Source organism: Desulfobaculum bizertense DSM 18034 (assembly GCF_900167065.1).
Taxonomy (GTDB): domain Bacteria; phylum Desulfobacterota; class Desulfovibrionia; order Desulfovibrionales; family Desulfovibrionaceae; genus Desulfobaculum; species Desulfobaculum bizertense.
In genome coordinates this window covers 101,426-114,818 of record NZ_FUYA01000003.1, presented here as the reverse complement: position 1 = coordinate 114,818, position 13,393 = coordinate 101,426, and the positions used below count along the sequence as shown (strand labels likewise).

The 13,393-nt window shown below is 53.0% G+C and carries 12 protein-coding genes; 9 read left to right on the top strand and 3 right to left on the bottom strand.

Annotated elements, in window-relative coordinates:
* Window positions 1–171 precede the first annotated feature (171 nt).
* From B5D23_RS05550 to B5D23_RS05540, 3 genes are all read right to left on the bottom strand, one after another.
* Window positions 172–2,430 (bottom strand): two-component system response regulator, encoded by a 2,259-nt coding sequence (locus B5D23_RS05550; RefSeq protein ID WP_159445926.1) that lies wholly within the window; start codon window positions 2,428–2,430, stop codon window positions 172–174.
* Window positions 2,431–2,618: 188 nt separating this feature from the next.
* Window positions 2,619–4,709: a molybdopterin-dependent oxidoreductase gene (locus B5D23_RS05545; protein ID WP_078684425.1), complete on the bottom strand. Its 2,091-nt coding sequence runs from the start codon at window positions 4,707–4,709 to the stop codon at window positions 2,619–2,621.
* Window positions 4,710–4,938: 229 nt separating this feature from the next.
* Window positions 4,939–6,216, bottom strand: coding sequence for a (Fe-S)-binding protein (locus B5D23_RS05540; RefSeq protein ID WP_078684424.1), 1,278 nt, complete (start codon window positions 6,214–6,216; stop codon window positions 4,939–4,941).
* A 489-nt stretch (window positions 6,217–6,705) separates the two neighbouring features.
* Between B5D23_RS05540 and B5D23_RS05535 the strand changes: the two genes are divergently transcribed.
* The 9 genes from B5D23_RS05535 (at window position 6,706) to B5D23_RS05495 (ending at window position 13,392) form a co-directional block, all read left to right on the top strand.
* A complete protein-coding gene (locus tag B5D23_RS05535; RefSeq protein ID WP_078684423.1) occupies window positions 6,706–7,089 on the top strand; it encodes an NADH-quinone oxidoreductase subunit A in 384 nt (127 codons plus the stop codon).
* Window positions 7,065–7,604: an NADH-quinone oxidoreductase subunit B gene (locus B5D23_RS05530; protein ID WP_078684422.1), complete on the top strand. Its 540-nt coding sequence runs from the start codon at window positions 7,065–7,067 to the stop codon at window positions 7,602–7,604. Before B5D23_RS05535 ends, B5D23_RS05530 begins: the two co-directional genes overlap by 25 nt.
* Window positions 7,597–8,184 carry an NADH-quinone oxidoreductase subunit C gene (locus B5D23_RS05525; protein ID WP_078684421.1) on the top strand — a complete coding sequence of 196 codons (588 nt, stop codon included), beginning with the start codon at window positions 7,597–7,599 and terminating at the stop codon, window positions 8,182–8,184. The genes B5D23_RS05530 and B5D23_RS05525 overlap by 8 nt, the downstream gene beginning before the upstream one ends.
* Before the next feature lie 70 nt (window positions 8,185–8,254).
* Window positions 8,255–9,421: an NADH-quinone oxidoreductase subunit D gene (locus tag B5D23_RS05520; RefSeq protein WP_078684420.1), complete on the top strand. Its 1,167-nt coding sequence runs from the start codon at window positions 8,255–8,257 to the stop codon at window positions 9,419–9,421.
* Entirely contained in the window at window positions 9,418–10,407 is a 990-nt protein-coding gene (nuoH, locus tag B5D23_RS05515; RefSeq protein ID WP_078684419.1) for an NADH-quinone oxidoreductase subunit NuoH, read from the top strand. The genes B5D23_RS05520 and nuoH overlap by 4 nt, the downstream gene beginning before the upstream one ends.
* A 40-nt stretch (window positions 10,408–10,447) precedes the next feature.
* Entirely contained in the window at window positions 10,448–11,026 is a 579-nt protein-coding gene (locus tag B5D23_RS05510; RefSeq protein WP_078684418.1) for a 4Fe-4S dicluster domain-containing protein, read from the top strand.
* Between the two features lie 46 nt (window positions 11,027–11,072).
* Window positions 11,073–11,588: an NADH-quinone oxidoreductase subunit J family protein gene (locus tag B5D23_RS05505; protein WP_078684417.1), complete on the top strand. Its 516-nt coding sequence runs from the start codon at window positions 11,073–11,075 to the stop codon at window positions 11,586–11,588.
* Window positions 11,585–11,893 (top strand): NADH-quinone oxidoreductase subunit NuoK, encoded by a 309-nt coding sequence (locus B5D23_RS05500; RefSeq protein WP_078684416.1) that lies wholly within the window; start codon window positions 11,585–11,587, stop codon window positions 11,891–11,893. Before B5D23_RS05505 ends, B5D23_RS05500 begins: the two co-directional genes overlap by 4 nt.
* Window positions 11,894–11,898: 5 nt before the next feature.
* On the top strand, window positions 11,899–13,392 hold the full coding sequence (locus tag B5D23_RS05495) for a monovalent cation/H+ antiporter subunit D family protein (protein WP_078684415.1): 1,494 nt from the start codon (window positions 11,899–11,901) through the stop codon (window positions 13,390–13,392).
* Window position 13,393: the final 1 nt, after the last annotated feature.

The window sequence follows — 13,393 nt, the reverse complement described above, 5'->3', positions numbered from 1 at the left end:
CGGGGGAGGAGAGTCTGTAAAAAGGAGTAACGTGATGTGTGATGTGATGAGTGCAGTGGGCTGATATGTGGGATGTGTGTAAGGCTTATGGTGTGTTGGTGATGGGGCTTTTTTTACCTCTGGTGGGCAAGGGGATTGCATCCCCCTGCACCCTGCATCGGGGGAGGAGGCTTAGCAGTGTGCAGGTTCGGGGGGAACATTGGTGCAGTTCAGGATTCCGAACTGTGGAACTGCCACGGGTCTGGAGTAGTAGAAGCCTTGGATAAAGGTGCAGCGCATATTAAACAGTGCTGTGACCTGGGTTTTATTCTCTACGCCTTCCGCGATAACATTGAGGCCGAGTTGTTCGCCGGTGCTGATGATGAGGTCGACGAGTCGTCGTTTTTGCGCGTTATTGTTCAGCTCGGAAACAAAGCATTTATCGACCTTGAGTGTGTCCAGTGGCAGGTCGATAAGTCGGGAGAGTGAGGAATATCCAGTCCCGAAGTCATCCAGAGCAATTTTTAGTCCTATCTCACGCAGGGCGTGCAGGGTTCGTGCGGCCTTTTGCGGGTCTCTGGCTGTATCTGTTTCCGTCACTTCGAGCTTGATGTCTTGTGGCTCTCGCTGGGTTTCATGGAGTATGTCCACGATTTTACGCGACAGTCGCAGGTCGTTCAGCTGAGCGGCGGCGAGGTTCACATTGAGCGTAAAGTTGTCTGGTGAACCTGCAAGTTCTTTGAGCCTTGGGTAATCAAGGCAGGCCTGCCGGAACACAAATTCACCAATTGGAACGATGAGTTTGCTGGTTTCGGCGACAGGTATAAACGCCCCAGGCAGGAGGAGACCGTGTTTAGGGTGGTTCCAGCGCACAAGAGCCTCTGCCCCGGCAATAGTCGTTGTCGGAGAGTGGACAATTGGCTGGTAGTGAACGGTGAACTGTTTACTTTCAATGGCCTTTTGCAACTGGTTTAGGGTTCGCAGATTTTTTTGAGCCTGTGCGTGCATCCCTTCATTAAACGTCACGCAGGAGCGAGGGCCAAGGTTTTTGGCAACCGTAAGTGCGGCTTCGGCATCCTGAATCAGTTCATTGGGCTGACAGTCCCTTTCGGCGAAAGCAATACTGGCAACGCACGAAAGGTAGAGATTCGGCATGTACCTGCTTCGGAATGGCTGATCAAAAAGCTGCTGCACCGTTTTGACGAAGTGGCGGGCTTCCCGCTCAAATTCAAGCCCGGTGAGCAGTGCCCCAAACGTATCGCTCCCAAGCCGGGTGATAAGCACATTGGACCTTTTGAGTGCAGAAAGTCGCCGAGCGACGCTTTGCAAAATGCGGTCTCCCTCTTTTCTGCCAAAAGAATCATTAATCATATTGAACTTTTGGAGGTCAAAGAAGCAGAGGGCAACTGAGCTGGCGGGCCATTGTTCTTGCAAAATTTCTGCAAGTCTGTCTTCAAGACTTTTGCGGTTCGGCAGACGGGTGAGTGAGTCAAAATAGAGTTGCCGGTGCAGGTTTGCCTCAGCTGATTTGTGTCGAAAAATACTTCCAAGCGTATTGGTGACAGACACAAGATAGCAATGTTCCATTGTGGAAAAGGAGTGCTCGCGAGGGAATTCAAGGTACAGAAATGCATCTGTCTTGGATTCATGCACTATGGAAATATGAAGCCGTCTGCACAGCAGATCGAGCTGTGGGGTGTCATGAGCCGCGCTGTCTGTGTTGGTGAGACATAAGGTCTTGGGCGGAACGGACGATGGTTCCCGGCAGAGAAATTCAGGTGCAATGCTGTTTTCTGCGGTCCATTCTCCACTGGAGCAGCATTCCCCAAAGAGCGCGCAGTCTGCATTGTACGTGAAGAGCTTGGCCCGGCAGTTCTCAGGCATCCAGTGAAGCTTGAGGAGTTTGTCGAGACCTTCCTGCAAGACTTCTGCAAAACTTCGGCGTCCAATAGAATTGTTCAGAAGATCGTTCAGGTAGTCGTAAAAATTGCGATCCTGAAGGAAGTCGTTGGTTCTTTTGTCGAGAACTTCCTGAACGTGTTCTGTGTAGAGAGAACAAAAGAGGCTGTTTGACCTGTGCTTGAGATGCGTCGAGATGCGGGCATGAAGCTCTTCTTTGTTTCGAGGAAGCACAATACAGTCTGTTGCGCCAGCTTCAAAACATTTAAGCACGGTATTTTCATCGTGCTCAGGGATGATAAAGAGCACGGGCGGTGCATCGTGATCTAAACTCTGAATTTTCTCACAAAGTGCAAAGCCAGGACTGGCGATGGTGTGGCAACAAATGATTATGAGTTTGGGGACTTGTGTGTACTCATGAAGCGTATGAATGGCTTGTACGGGATTCGATTCTGTAGAAAAATCTATTTTGATCTCTGATAAAACAGATTCGACTGCATCAAAGGATGCTCTATCATCATCAAATATTAAAAGAAAATCTGCACTGCTCATAAACCGCCTACGCTTTTCTCTGCTCTTGTTTTTTTCTCTTCTGCATGATGAAGCATGTATGCGGTGAATGCAAGTACGCTTTTTTTTGAACAAATGTCTTTGTCTTGCCCAAAAAGCTGGCATGCACTTCTCTGCAAAGAAAAAGGGCAGTCGAGAACCGGCTGCCCTTTTTTTGTGAGGATATTCTTTTATGATGCGGAACTTTTTTCAATGCGAATGAAGTGTTCCTGCAAAGCCACACCGCCACCCGCGTGATCTATCTTGTCAAGTCCGCCAATCATGAGTTCCTGATCGGCAATGCCCTGCGAGCTTCTGCTCTCTGGCGGGAGCCTGTGCCCAAAGCCATGTACGACGAATACTGCCTCGGGGTGTATGAATTCCGTGACATACGCAATGGTCTTGGAACGGTACTCACCGTTAACCAGATACACTTCGTCTCCGTCTGCAATCCCCATTTCGCGAGCTTTGCTGCTGTTGATCCACACGGGGTTAATGGGCATCTGCTCGTTGAGCATGGGATTGTTGAGCGTATGCCCCTGAGTGTGGAGCGCACAGCGGCCAAAGGTCAAACGGAAGGCTCCTTCGGGAACCTCGGAGGGCGGTGTGTACGCAGGCAGTGACTCAAAGCCCATGTCTTCGAGTTTCTGGCAGTGCATTTCGATTTTGCCTGATGGCGTCGGGAAGCTCAGTTTTTCAAAGCTTCTGTACTTGGCCGTGTCTGTGACCGGCACTTCGCCTGTGGCGTCAAAGTCCTCAATGCTCATGCCTGTGTCTGTGAGCTGGTAGTTCCACATGTCTTCGGCAGTTTCAAACGACAGTTCCGGGAAGCCCATTCGCTTGGCAATGCCGCCCAGAATTTCCCATTCCGAGCGGGTTTCATAGCGAGGCGTAACGGCCCGTGCCCGCCGGAAGAAATACGGTTTGAGTCCATTCTTTGTCGCGAGCGGAGACTCTCGCTCAAGGTACGTTGAGAGCGGCAAAACGACATCGGCAAACCATGCCGTGTCGGACCAGCTAAAGGTGGTGCTGACGAGCAGATCAAGCTTGTCGAGAATTTCGCGCTGGCGCTCAGGATCGGGCAGGGCGTGAAGCGGGTCATGGCGATGCGCAATGTAGGCTTTGATAGGGTACGGGTCGCCCGTTTCAATTGCTTCAATGGACTTGTTGATAAGTCCGGGACCACCATCAATGTGTTTGAGCTTCCAGCCTGCACCGTCAACGCGCTTGTCCTCAGGCTTGGGGAAGAGGTCAGAGAATGCTTTGAGACCCTTTCGGCCAAAGTCCTTGGGCTTGTTGATAAGCGGCAGGCCACCCTTGGCGCCAATGGAGCCGAGCAGGGCGTTAATGATGTAGATGCTGCGGCACACATAGAATGAATTGGTGTAGCGGGAGACCATCCAGCCGGGGTGCCAAAGCACAGCCGGGGCGGCCGCTTTGAGTTCCTTGGCAAAGGCCACAAGCTTGGCTGCGGGAATACCTGTTTCTCCCTCGGCCCATTCTGGTGTGTATGGGGCAACGAAATCTGCAAGCACATCAAGGTCATGGATATATTCACTGGCGAACTTTTTATTGTACCAGTTGTTGCTCAAAAGACAGTTGATGACCGCGAGGTTAAAAGCATAGTCCGTGCCCGGCCGAATCATGAAAAAATTGTTGGCCTTGGTGGAAGAGACATTGGCGCGAATGTCGATGACTGTAAGCTTGCCGCCGTTTTTGAGGCTGTCGAGAGCGCCGTTGACCTCTTTGACGTTGATGGCTTCAAAGATGTTTCTGGTCTGAAGCACGATGTGTTTGGAGTTGCGCAGGTCATAGGCAACGCCTTTTCGACCATATCCCATAACGGATTTGGCAGCGTGCATGACGTTTCGGGCACAGGACGCATCATGATTGCAGTAGTTCGGGGAACCGATTCCCCGCATGAATGCCTTGTGCAGGTCTGCAAAGGGTCCACCTCTGTCGGACCAGAGAATGGATTTTGCGCCATGCTGTTTTTTGATGGCGCTGAGTTTTTCTGCAACGTAGTCCAGCGCCTCGTCATAGGTTGCCCGCCGCCATTTTCCTTCACCGCGTTTCCCGACGCGAATAAGCGGGTACTGCGGGCGTTCAGGGTCACGCAAAAGCGCGACTCCGGCAGCGCCACGGGGACACAGTCCACCAGCCATGCCAGAGTCGTGTGGATTTCCCTGAATAAACACGACGTCATCATTTTCGACCTCAACCTGAATGGGGCAGCGTACGCTACACATCCCACAAATGCTGTAGACCTTTTTTGGGGCCATTGTGCCTTTCTCCCTCAAACGTGTCGTAGTGAAATCCAGCCAGAAACACTCTGGATGGAGTCTGGTCCATATAAACCGTGTGATATTACCTTTTATCTGTTTCAGGGGGGCAAGGGCAAGGTGAACCCAAATTTTGTTCGAAATTGAAGCCGGACGGGGCTTTTCTGCGCATAAAAAAAGCCCCGCCACGAATGGCAGGGCTATTTTGTCGTGAAATGCTGCTGTGCCGTTAGGCGAGAGCGGCGAGATCGGGACCAATGTAAGTCCGCTCGTTTTCTCCAAGGATACCAAGCGAGAGACAGATAAGGGTCCACAGGTGAACAGTTCGGAAGCCGCCCTTGTAATATTCGGACAGGTCTTCGATCTGGGAGTGGCAGTTGTGGCAGGGGGTGATGCAGTATGGCGCACCCGTTGCCATGATCTGGTCAAACTTCTTTTTGCCGTATGCGCGGCGTTCAGCGTTGAAGCCAGACTGGAGGGAACCACCGCCGCCACCGCAGCAGTAGTTGTTGGTGCGGTTTGGCCACATCTCAATGAGGTTTTCCTCACCGACAATGGACTTGACCACAAAGCGCAGGTCGTCTGCGAGTGGATCGCCAAGGGTTTTGCGAACCATCTGGCAGGGGTCCTGCACGGTGAATTTCACCTTGGCGTCGCGGTTCCAGTCTGAATTGACCGGAAGCTTTCCTTCGCGAATCCATTTGGCGTACCACTGGATGATGCTGGTGAATTCAAAGTTGTGCTCAACGTTGAACTTTTTCAGTCCAGAACGCATGGCATAAAATTCGTGACCACATTCCGTGCTCAGCCAGACCTTGCAGCCAAGCTCGTTGACGCGTTCAGCCTTGGTCCGGACGACCTGTTCCCAGGATTCATCGTTAGCAGCGAACATGCAGTATGTTTCGCCAGCCCAGGCTGTGTCTGAGTAGGTCCAGTCAGCGCCAACAATATCCAGAATTTTCCAGAGCGGTACCATCTCGTCAGGTTCGTTGACGGGTTCGCGGGAGTTCTGGTTCAGGTAAAAGTGGGCACCCTGCTTGTTGATGGGAGCCTTGAGTTTTTCCTGTCCGGGCTGGGTTTCCTGCACTTCTTCCAAAACGTCTTCCACAACAAAGCGAAAATCTTCTGGGGAAATGCCCATTGCGGAAAGTGTTGGGGTGGTGAGGGCTGTCTCGCAGGAGCGGACAATGCCTCGGGGGCGCTCTTCTTTGGGCCAGCAGGTCCGGGCCTGATACACGAGCTGCGGGATGTTGATCTGCATGGGGCAAATCTTCATGCAGCGTTCGCACATGGTGCACATCCAGACCCACGGAGTGCTGGTGATTTCTTCATCCAGACCGAGCGCAGCCATACGGAGGAACTTGCGAGGGTCCATGCCTTCCAGTCCGGATGCCGGGCATCCAGCGGAGCACAGGCCGCAGGTCAGACACATGTTGAGGTGTCCACCTTCGGGGAGAAGCTCCGTGACTTTGTCTTTAAATGAAATGCGTGATGTTTTTTCGTTCATGATCTTGAGCGGGGTTAACGGCGAAAAAGGTTCGGGAATTTGACTATAGGCTCTTGACCGCAGTTGCAAGGACTTCCTTTTGCAAAACGGGATTCATGAAGAAAAAAATATTTTTTTCTAAATAATTATTACTGCAAAAGCTCTTTTTTTCACGTGAATGCGGGTGTTTTGGGCGGGTGGGGAGCAGAACGATGATTTCCTTATGCTGCCGAAGCAAAACATAAAAAATGCGCAGAGTGTGTGAAAGAATGCACTAGCGCCTTCATGAAAGAAAAAATGATATTCTAAGTGAAGAGGAAAAGTAATGTAAAGTGCTTTTTGAAAAGATGCTCGTGTATTTCAGAGGAGGTGTCTTGACAGTCTGATGTAATATATGCTTTTCCATATTAAGGTTATTTAGAAATAAGGCTGGGGAGTGTGTCTGACTGTTGTTTTGTGTCGCATGCTTTTTGAAGCTCTGCGGCAATAACCGCCCCGAGGAGTGCGTCTATGGTGTTTTCATGGCTCAATGTCGCTATTCTCCTTGCTTTGATCTTTGGTTTCCTTTTTGCCGCAGGCCCTTTGCTTGGTGGCGTCCTGCTGGCGCCCAAATCCCGTGGCGGCGCAATGGGACTTCCCTACGAGTGCGGTGCCGTTCCTCATGGTTCCCCTCATTCCATCCGTTTTAGTATCAATTATGCCATCTATGCCCTGCTGTTTTTAGCGTTCGACGTAGATGTGCTCTATCTTTTCCCGGTAGCGACGTACTTTCCCGATAGTGCAGGCTGGTGGCCGCTTATTAAGCTGATTATTTTCATAGTGGTGCTGGCCCTTGGATGTGTCTATTTCTGGAAGAAAGGGGTGTTCGAATGGCCGCGAAAAATCCACTTTTGACGCCTGCTGCGTCACAGATTGACGACCCTTTGGTCAATCTTCAACTGTCCAATAAAATTCTGGATGTGTGCCGCGCCATGTCGCTGTGGCCCATGACCTTTGGCATTGCCTGCTGCGCTATCGAAATGATGGCCAGCGGCATGGCCCGCTTTGATGTGTCCCGTTTTGGGGCCGAAGTCTTTCGGCCATCACCGCGTCAGGCTGACGTCATGATTGTGGCCGGGACTGTTTCCGTCAAAATGGCGCCGACTCTGGTCCGTCTGTATGAACAGATGCCATCGCCAAAGTACGTGATTGCAATGGGAAACTGCGCAATCAGTGGTGGGCCGTTCAAGTTTAAGGGGCAGTATGGTGTTGTTGAGGGTGTGGATCAGCTTGTGCCTGTGGATGTGTATGTTCCTGGCTGTCCACCGCGTCCAGAGGGGTTGCTTGAAGGGCTGTTTAAACTTCAGGAAAAGATAACAGGCCGTCGCTGGTGGCCGGAAGCTCAGGCTCCGGGAGGCGAAAATGCTTGAATGGCTTGGTGAGATTTCGAGCGTCTGCAATGCCTTGTGTGATCCAGAAAAAACAGGGCAAAGCTGGCGGGTGCTTTTGGAAAAGGCTCAGCTTCGGGCTGCGGTCCGGCGGGCCTATCGTGAAGGGTACTTTTTGGAAGATGTGACCTGTACGCACATAAAAGAAGGCTTTGGAGTGCTTTATCACTTTGGGCACTATGAGCTGCATCACCGACTGACGTATCAGGTCATTCTGGCGGAGGATGCCGCCACGATCCCCAGCATTGCAGACATTTATCAGGGTGCCGAGTGGCACGAGCGCGAGTGTATGGATTTTTATCCTGTAGAGTTCACCGACAACCCGAATCCACTCCGACTGCTTTTGCCGCAGGAAATGACGGAAAAGCCTTTGCTCAAGCCAGAGAAGAAATTGTCTGGACTGCTCGACATCATGTGCATTTCTGATGTGGTGCACTGCAAGTCTGACCACCCGCTTGCTCAGGCCATGAGCGAACAGGTGGCGGCGCAAAAGGCAGAAGCGGCAGAAGCGGCGCAAAAGGCAGAAAAGAGTGATGCGGAGGATGCTGCTCCAGCTGAGTGAGCGCAAAAGAGGTGAGCGAACAGGAAGGCTGGCGGGGTCAGCCGGGCCATAGCTGAAAAGGATACGCCTTATGCTCAAATGGGAAGAACGGATTCAGGGTGATGCGTACACCCGGCGTTTTGAAAAGGGTGCGGCAGAAAATACCATGATTATCAACATGGGGCCTCAGCATCCTTCCACGCATGGTGTCTTGCGCATCATTTGTGAGCTTGATGGGGAGTATGTACGGCGGGCAGAGCCAGTCTTGGGCTACATCCACCGAATGCACGAAAAAATGGGAGAGACCAAAACATGGTGGCAGTTCCTCCCAAACACCGGACGCATTGACTATCTGCATGCCATGGCATGGGGCCACACCTATGTGCTGGCTGTTGAGCGCCTTGCTGGGATCGAAGTCCCGGAACGTGCCGAATATTTGCGGGTTATCAGCACAGAGCTGAACCGCATCCAGTCTCACCTGCTCTGGTGGGGCGCATATCTTCTCGACCTTGGGGCATTTACCCCCATTCTCTACGCATTTGCTGACAGGGAAATCATTCAGGATATTTTGCAGGAACCGACAGGGTCCCGGCTGACGTATTGCTATCACCGTTTTGGTGGGGTGCGGGCTGACGTTGGCCCAAACTTTGAGCAGAGCATCCGCGATTACATTGCGTATCAGCGCAAGCGGATGCCCATGTACAAAGATCTTGTGACAGACAATGTCATCTTCCGAAACCGTGTCGAAGGTATCGGCATCATCGATCAGGACATGTGTCGGCGTTACGGTGCGACAGGACCTGTCTCCCGGGGTTCCGGCATTGATTATGACTGTCGCCGGGACGAACCGTATTCCGTGTACGACCGTTTTGATTTTGATGTTCCTGTGTATCAGGAAGGGGATGCCATGGCGCGGTACATGGTGCGGATGGATGAACTGGAACAGAGTATGCGCATTATTGAGCAGGCTTTGGACCAGCTCCCCAGCGCCGAAGGCAAGCACATTGCCAAGAAGGCCCCCAAGCCGACGTTCAAGCCGCCCAAGGGCGAGTGCTACGCTGCAACAGAGGGCGGGCGCGGCAAGGTCGGCATTTATGTCATGAGTGACGGGAGCAAAACTCCGTACCGGATTCGTTTACGTGCCCCGGGGTATAGCAATCTGAGTCTCTTCCCGGAACTTGCTCAGGGAACTTTGCTTGCAGACACCGTGTCCATACTGGGAAGCCTTGACCTTGTAATTCCGGAGATCGACCGATGAACACTGGCTCAATGATTTTCGGCGTTCCTTTGGAACTTTTCCGCGTTGTGGTCGGTCTGGTTGGCCTTGCTGCCTTTATTGGCCTGAGTGCGCTTTTGCTCGTGTGGATGGAGCGTAAGGTCGCCGGGCATTTCCAGCGTCGCCCTGGTCCCTTTGAAGTCGGTCCGCATGGTCTGCTCCAGAGCGTGGCTGATGCGGGGAAGCTCATTGCCAAACAGCTTGTGCGGCCTGATGGAGCCGATCCGATTCTGTACTGGGTGGCTCCGGTGCTGGCCTTTTTGCCTGTCTTTGTCACGCTGCTCCCGATTCCGTGGGGTGAAACGTGGGTCGCACACGAAAGTAATCTCGGCATTCTTTTGATTCTGGCCTTTGCAGGTATGGGCGTGCTGTCGCTGTGTCTGGCGGGCTGGGCCTCAGAAAACAAATGGTCTCTGCTTGGTGGCGCGCGTGCACTGGCACAGGCTGTGGCCTATGAAATTCCTATGCTGCTTGCGCTGGTTGCTGTGGTGCTGGTCACCGGAACCATGAACCTGAGCGAGGTGGTCGAGGTGCAGGGTGGCTGGCCGTGGCAGTGGGCTGCCATGACACAGCCTGTCGCCTTTGTTCTCTATTTTATCTGTGCTGTGGCCGAGACAAACCGTGCACCTTTTGACTTGCCAGAGGGTGAGTCGGAGCTGACCGGTGGTTTCCATACTGAATATTCAGGCATGGGGTTTGGCCTCTTTTTCCTCGCGGAATACGCCAACATGATTGTGGTCGCAGGCGTGGCAACGGCGCTGTTCCTTGGCGGCTGGAAAGGGCCAGTTTTCGATGGCCCGTGGTGGTTTGTCCTCAAGGTTTATGCCCTGATTTTTGTCATGATGTGGTTCCGCTGGACCTATCCGCGTGTGCGTTTTGACCAGCTTTTGAATATCGCGTGGAAGTGGCTCATTCCTTTGGCCATTCTGAATCTCTTGGTGACGGCGATTGTGGTGAAGCTGGTTTAGCCTTTGAGTGGCGGTTTTTTGAAAGGAAGGAAGCAAGACAATGAGTGCATGCACATCCGCGAAACAGATTGGACAGACGCTCAAGGGGCTGTGGAGCCTTGCTGTTGGCCTCAAGGTCACGGGCAAGAATTATGTCAGTCCGCAGCTGACAGTGCATTATCCGCGCGAAACCGTGGATAACATCGACAGTTATCATGGACATATTGAACTGGTGGGCAAACCCAAGGACCCCGGCGTCCCCCGTTGCATTTGCTGTATGCTTTGCGTGACGAGTTGCCCGTCCAGCTGCATCACCGTGGTTCGGAAAAAAGAACCAAAGCCTGAGCCTGCGCCAGAGACGGATGCACCAGCAGAAATGCTGGGCGAGGTGAAAAAGAAAAAGACGCCTCCGGCAGGAAAACCCGCCAAGACACCCTCGCGGTGGAGAGTGAATTATAACCTGTGCAGCCTCTGCGGAACCTGCGTGGAAGTTTGCCCGGTCAAGTCCATTCGTTTTTCTAGTGAGGCGTATCTCGCGGGCTTTTCCAGAGAGGAATTTGATTTCGACCTGCTGGAGCGTTTACGCAGGCAGGCCGGAATTCCAGAGGCTGAGGCGCAGGATGGAGAGCGGAAAGACTGAGAGCAACGCACTGTGAGTGCATAAGTTCAGGAAGGCCGGATATCTCATGGATACAGAACTACTCGCCAAGCTGTTTTTCGTGTTTTACGTGCTGATAGCGTTCTTTGGGGCGCTGGTAGCCGTCATTGCGAAAAATATTGTTCGGGCAATGACGGGGCTGATTTTGACGCTTTTTGGCGTGGCCGGACTTTATTTAGTGATGAATGCGCCACTGGTCGCGCTCATGCAGCTGCTCATCTATCTTGGAGCAGTTGTTGTTCTGATTTTCTTTGCCATCATGCTGACCCGTGCGCCTGCGGATTCGACTGAGCGGGAGCATCGCGGAGCAGGGCAGTGGCTGCTTGCCATGCTCGGTGGCATCGTGCCTGCTGGAATACTGGCGCTGGTCTGCCTCAAGGTGCAGATCCCAAGCCTGAGCACCCCGGAGGCTGTTCCGATCAAGGCATTGGGACAGGCGCTTATTCAAGACTATGTTTTGGCTTTTGAACTGATTTCTGTGGTGCTTCTGGTTGCAATGATTGGCGCTGTGCTCCTGGCCTGGCAGAGGAGGGTTGGACGATGAGCAATCTCGTACTGTACCAGCTTGTCGCACTCGGACTTTTGGGAATTGGGCTGTTCGGCATTGTGTACCGCCGAACACTTGTCGGGATGCTGATCTGCGTGGAACTGATGCTCAACGGTGCGGGCCTGTCCATTACGGCTGCGGGCCAGCTGACTGAAGCATCGGCGACGCTGTCGCAGTTGGCAACATTATTGGTCATGGGGCTTGCCGCCGCCGAGGCGACGCTTGTGCTGGCGATCATTCTGGTCGTGGTCAAGCGCTTTGGCAGTGACGCCAGTCGGGAAATCTCGGATCTCAAGGGGTAGGGCACATGCCGGAGTTCATAGAGAGCTATCGCCTGCTGATTCCACTGGCTGCGACCTTTTTTGCACCGTTTCTGATTTGGCTTATGCGCCACGATCAGAACTGGCGAGAGGGCGTGAGTTTTGTCGCTGCTGCTGTCGCGTTTTGCAGCATGCTGAGTTTTATTCCGGCGGTTATGGCCGGGAAAATCTGGACCCTGACAACCTTTCGCCTGCTCGAAGGTATTTCGGTCAAGCTGTGTGTTGACGGCCTGACCCTGATCTTTGGGCTGGTCGCGACCTTCCTGTGGTTCTGGGTCACGAGCTACAACATTGGGTACATGCGCTCGCTGAATGAGCATGCGCAGACCCGCTATTATTTTTGTTTTGCCATTGCAATTTTTGGAGCAGTGGGCGTGGCCATGAGCGCCAATGTTTTTACGCTCTATCTGTTCTATGAAATCATCACTGTTTTCACGTATCCGCTGGTTGCCCATCATCAGGACAGGGAAGGATTTAACGGGGCGCGAAAATACCTTGTGTACCTCATGGGAACCTCGAAGCTCTTTCTGCTTCCGGCCATGATTATGACCTACGTGCTGTGCGGAACCCTTGATTTCCATTTGGGCGACGTGATGCACGGCATGTTCCCGCCTGAGGTTGTTGCGGCCCATCCTACGGCCGTGACGGTGACCTATGTGCTGTACATTCTGGGCCTTGCCAAAGCCGCTATTATGCCTTTGCACAACTGGCTGCCCTCGGCGATGGTCGCTCCGACGCCTGTTTCGGCGCTGCTCCACGCTGTGGCCGTTGTTAAGGCTGGCGTGTTCTCGGTGTCCCGCATTGTGCTGTCGGGCTTTGGCGTTTCGGTGATGGATCAACTCTTTTTGGGAATCCCCACCGCGTATGTGGCGGCATTCACCATTGTCGCGGCTTCGCTCATTGCCCTGACCAAGGACGACATCAAGGCTCGGCTGGCCTATTCCACAGTCAGTCAGCTTTCGTACATCGTGATTGGCGTGTGCATGCTCACTCCGCTTGCTGTGCAGGGTGGTCTGGCGCACATCGCGCATCACGCCTTCTCAAAGATCACACTCTTTATGGGTGCTGGTGCGATCTTCGTGGTCTCGCAGACCAGAAACATTAGTGAAATGAACGGGTACGGCCGCAAGATGCCGTGGACCTTTGGCGCATTTGCCATTGCCTCGCTGTCCATGATTGGCGTTCCACCTGTCTGTGGCTTCGTGAGCAAGTGGTACATGATTAAGGGTGCGATTGATATTAACCGCATGGTGATCCTGTGTGCGCTCCTGCTCTCTACGTTCCTGAATGCGGGGTATTTCGCACCAATTAGCTTTAAGGCATTTTTCGGCAAGCCCAAGAGTGAGGCAGACCTTGCCGCGCTTCATGAGGCCCCGATTTCAATGGTCCTCCCGCTGTGTCTGACTGCTGCGGTCAGCGTGCTGCTGGGCCTGTATCCAGAGCTGTTCATGAACTTCATCGCGATTTTTGGAGGGTACTGAG

What these genes read in the sequence shown, in the direction of transcription:
- B5D23_RS05550 (WP_159445926.1), bottom strand. Translation starts at nt 2,430, where the DNA reads ATGAGCAGTGCAGATTTTCTTTTAATATTTGATGATGATAGAGCATCC.
- B5D23_RS05545 (WP_078684425.1), bottom strand. Translation starts at nt 4,709, where the DNA reads ATGGCCCCAAAAAAGGTCTACAGCATTTGTGGGATGTGTAGCGTACGC.
- B5D23_RS05540 (WP_078684424.1), bottom strand. Translation starts at nt 6,216, where the DNA reads ATGAACGAAAAAACATCACGCATTTCATTTAAAGACAAAGTCACGGAG.
- B5D23_RS05535 (WP_078684423.1), top strand. Translation starts at nt 6,706, where the DNA reads ATGGTGTTTTCATGGCTCAATGTCGCTATTCTCCTTGCTTTGATCTTT.
- B5D23_RS05530 (WP_078684422.1), top strand. Translation starts at nt 7,065, where the DNA reads ATGGCCGCGAAAAATCCACTTTTGACGCCTGCTGCGTCACAGATTGAC.
- B5D23_RS05525 (WP_078684421.1), top strand. Translation starts at nt 7,597, where the DNA reads ATGCTTGAATGGCTTGGTGAGATTTCGAGCGTCTGCAATGCCTTGTGT.
- B5D23_RS05520 (WP_078684420.1), top strand. Translation starts at nt 8,255, where the DNA reads ATGCTCAAATGGGAAGAACGGATTCAGGGTGATGCGTACACCCGGCGT.
- nuoH (WP_078684419.1), top strand. Translation starts at nt 9,418, where the DNA reads ATGAACACTGGCTCAATGATTTTCGGCGTTCCTTTGGAACTTTTCCGC.
- B5D23_RS05510 (WP_078684418.1), top strand. Translation starts at nt 10,448, where the DNA reads ATGAGTGCATGCACATCCGCGAAACAGATTGGACAGACGCTCAAGGGG.
- B5D23_RS05505 (WP_078684417.1), top strand. Translation starts at nt 11,073, where the DNA reads ATGGATACAGAACTACTCGCCAAGCTGTTTTTCGTGTTTTACGTGCTG.
- B5D23_RS05500 (WP_078684416.1), top strand. Translation starts at nt 11,585, where the DNA reads ATGAGCAATCTCGTACTGTACCAGCTTGTCGCACTCGGACTTTTGGGA.
- B5D23_RS05495 (WP_078684415.1), top strand. Translation starts at nt 11,899, where the DNA reads ATGCCGGAGTTCATAGAGAGCTATCGCCTGCTGATTCCACTGGCTGCG.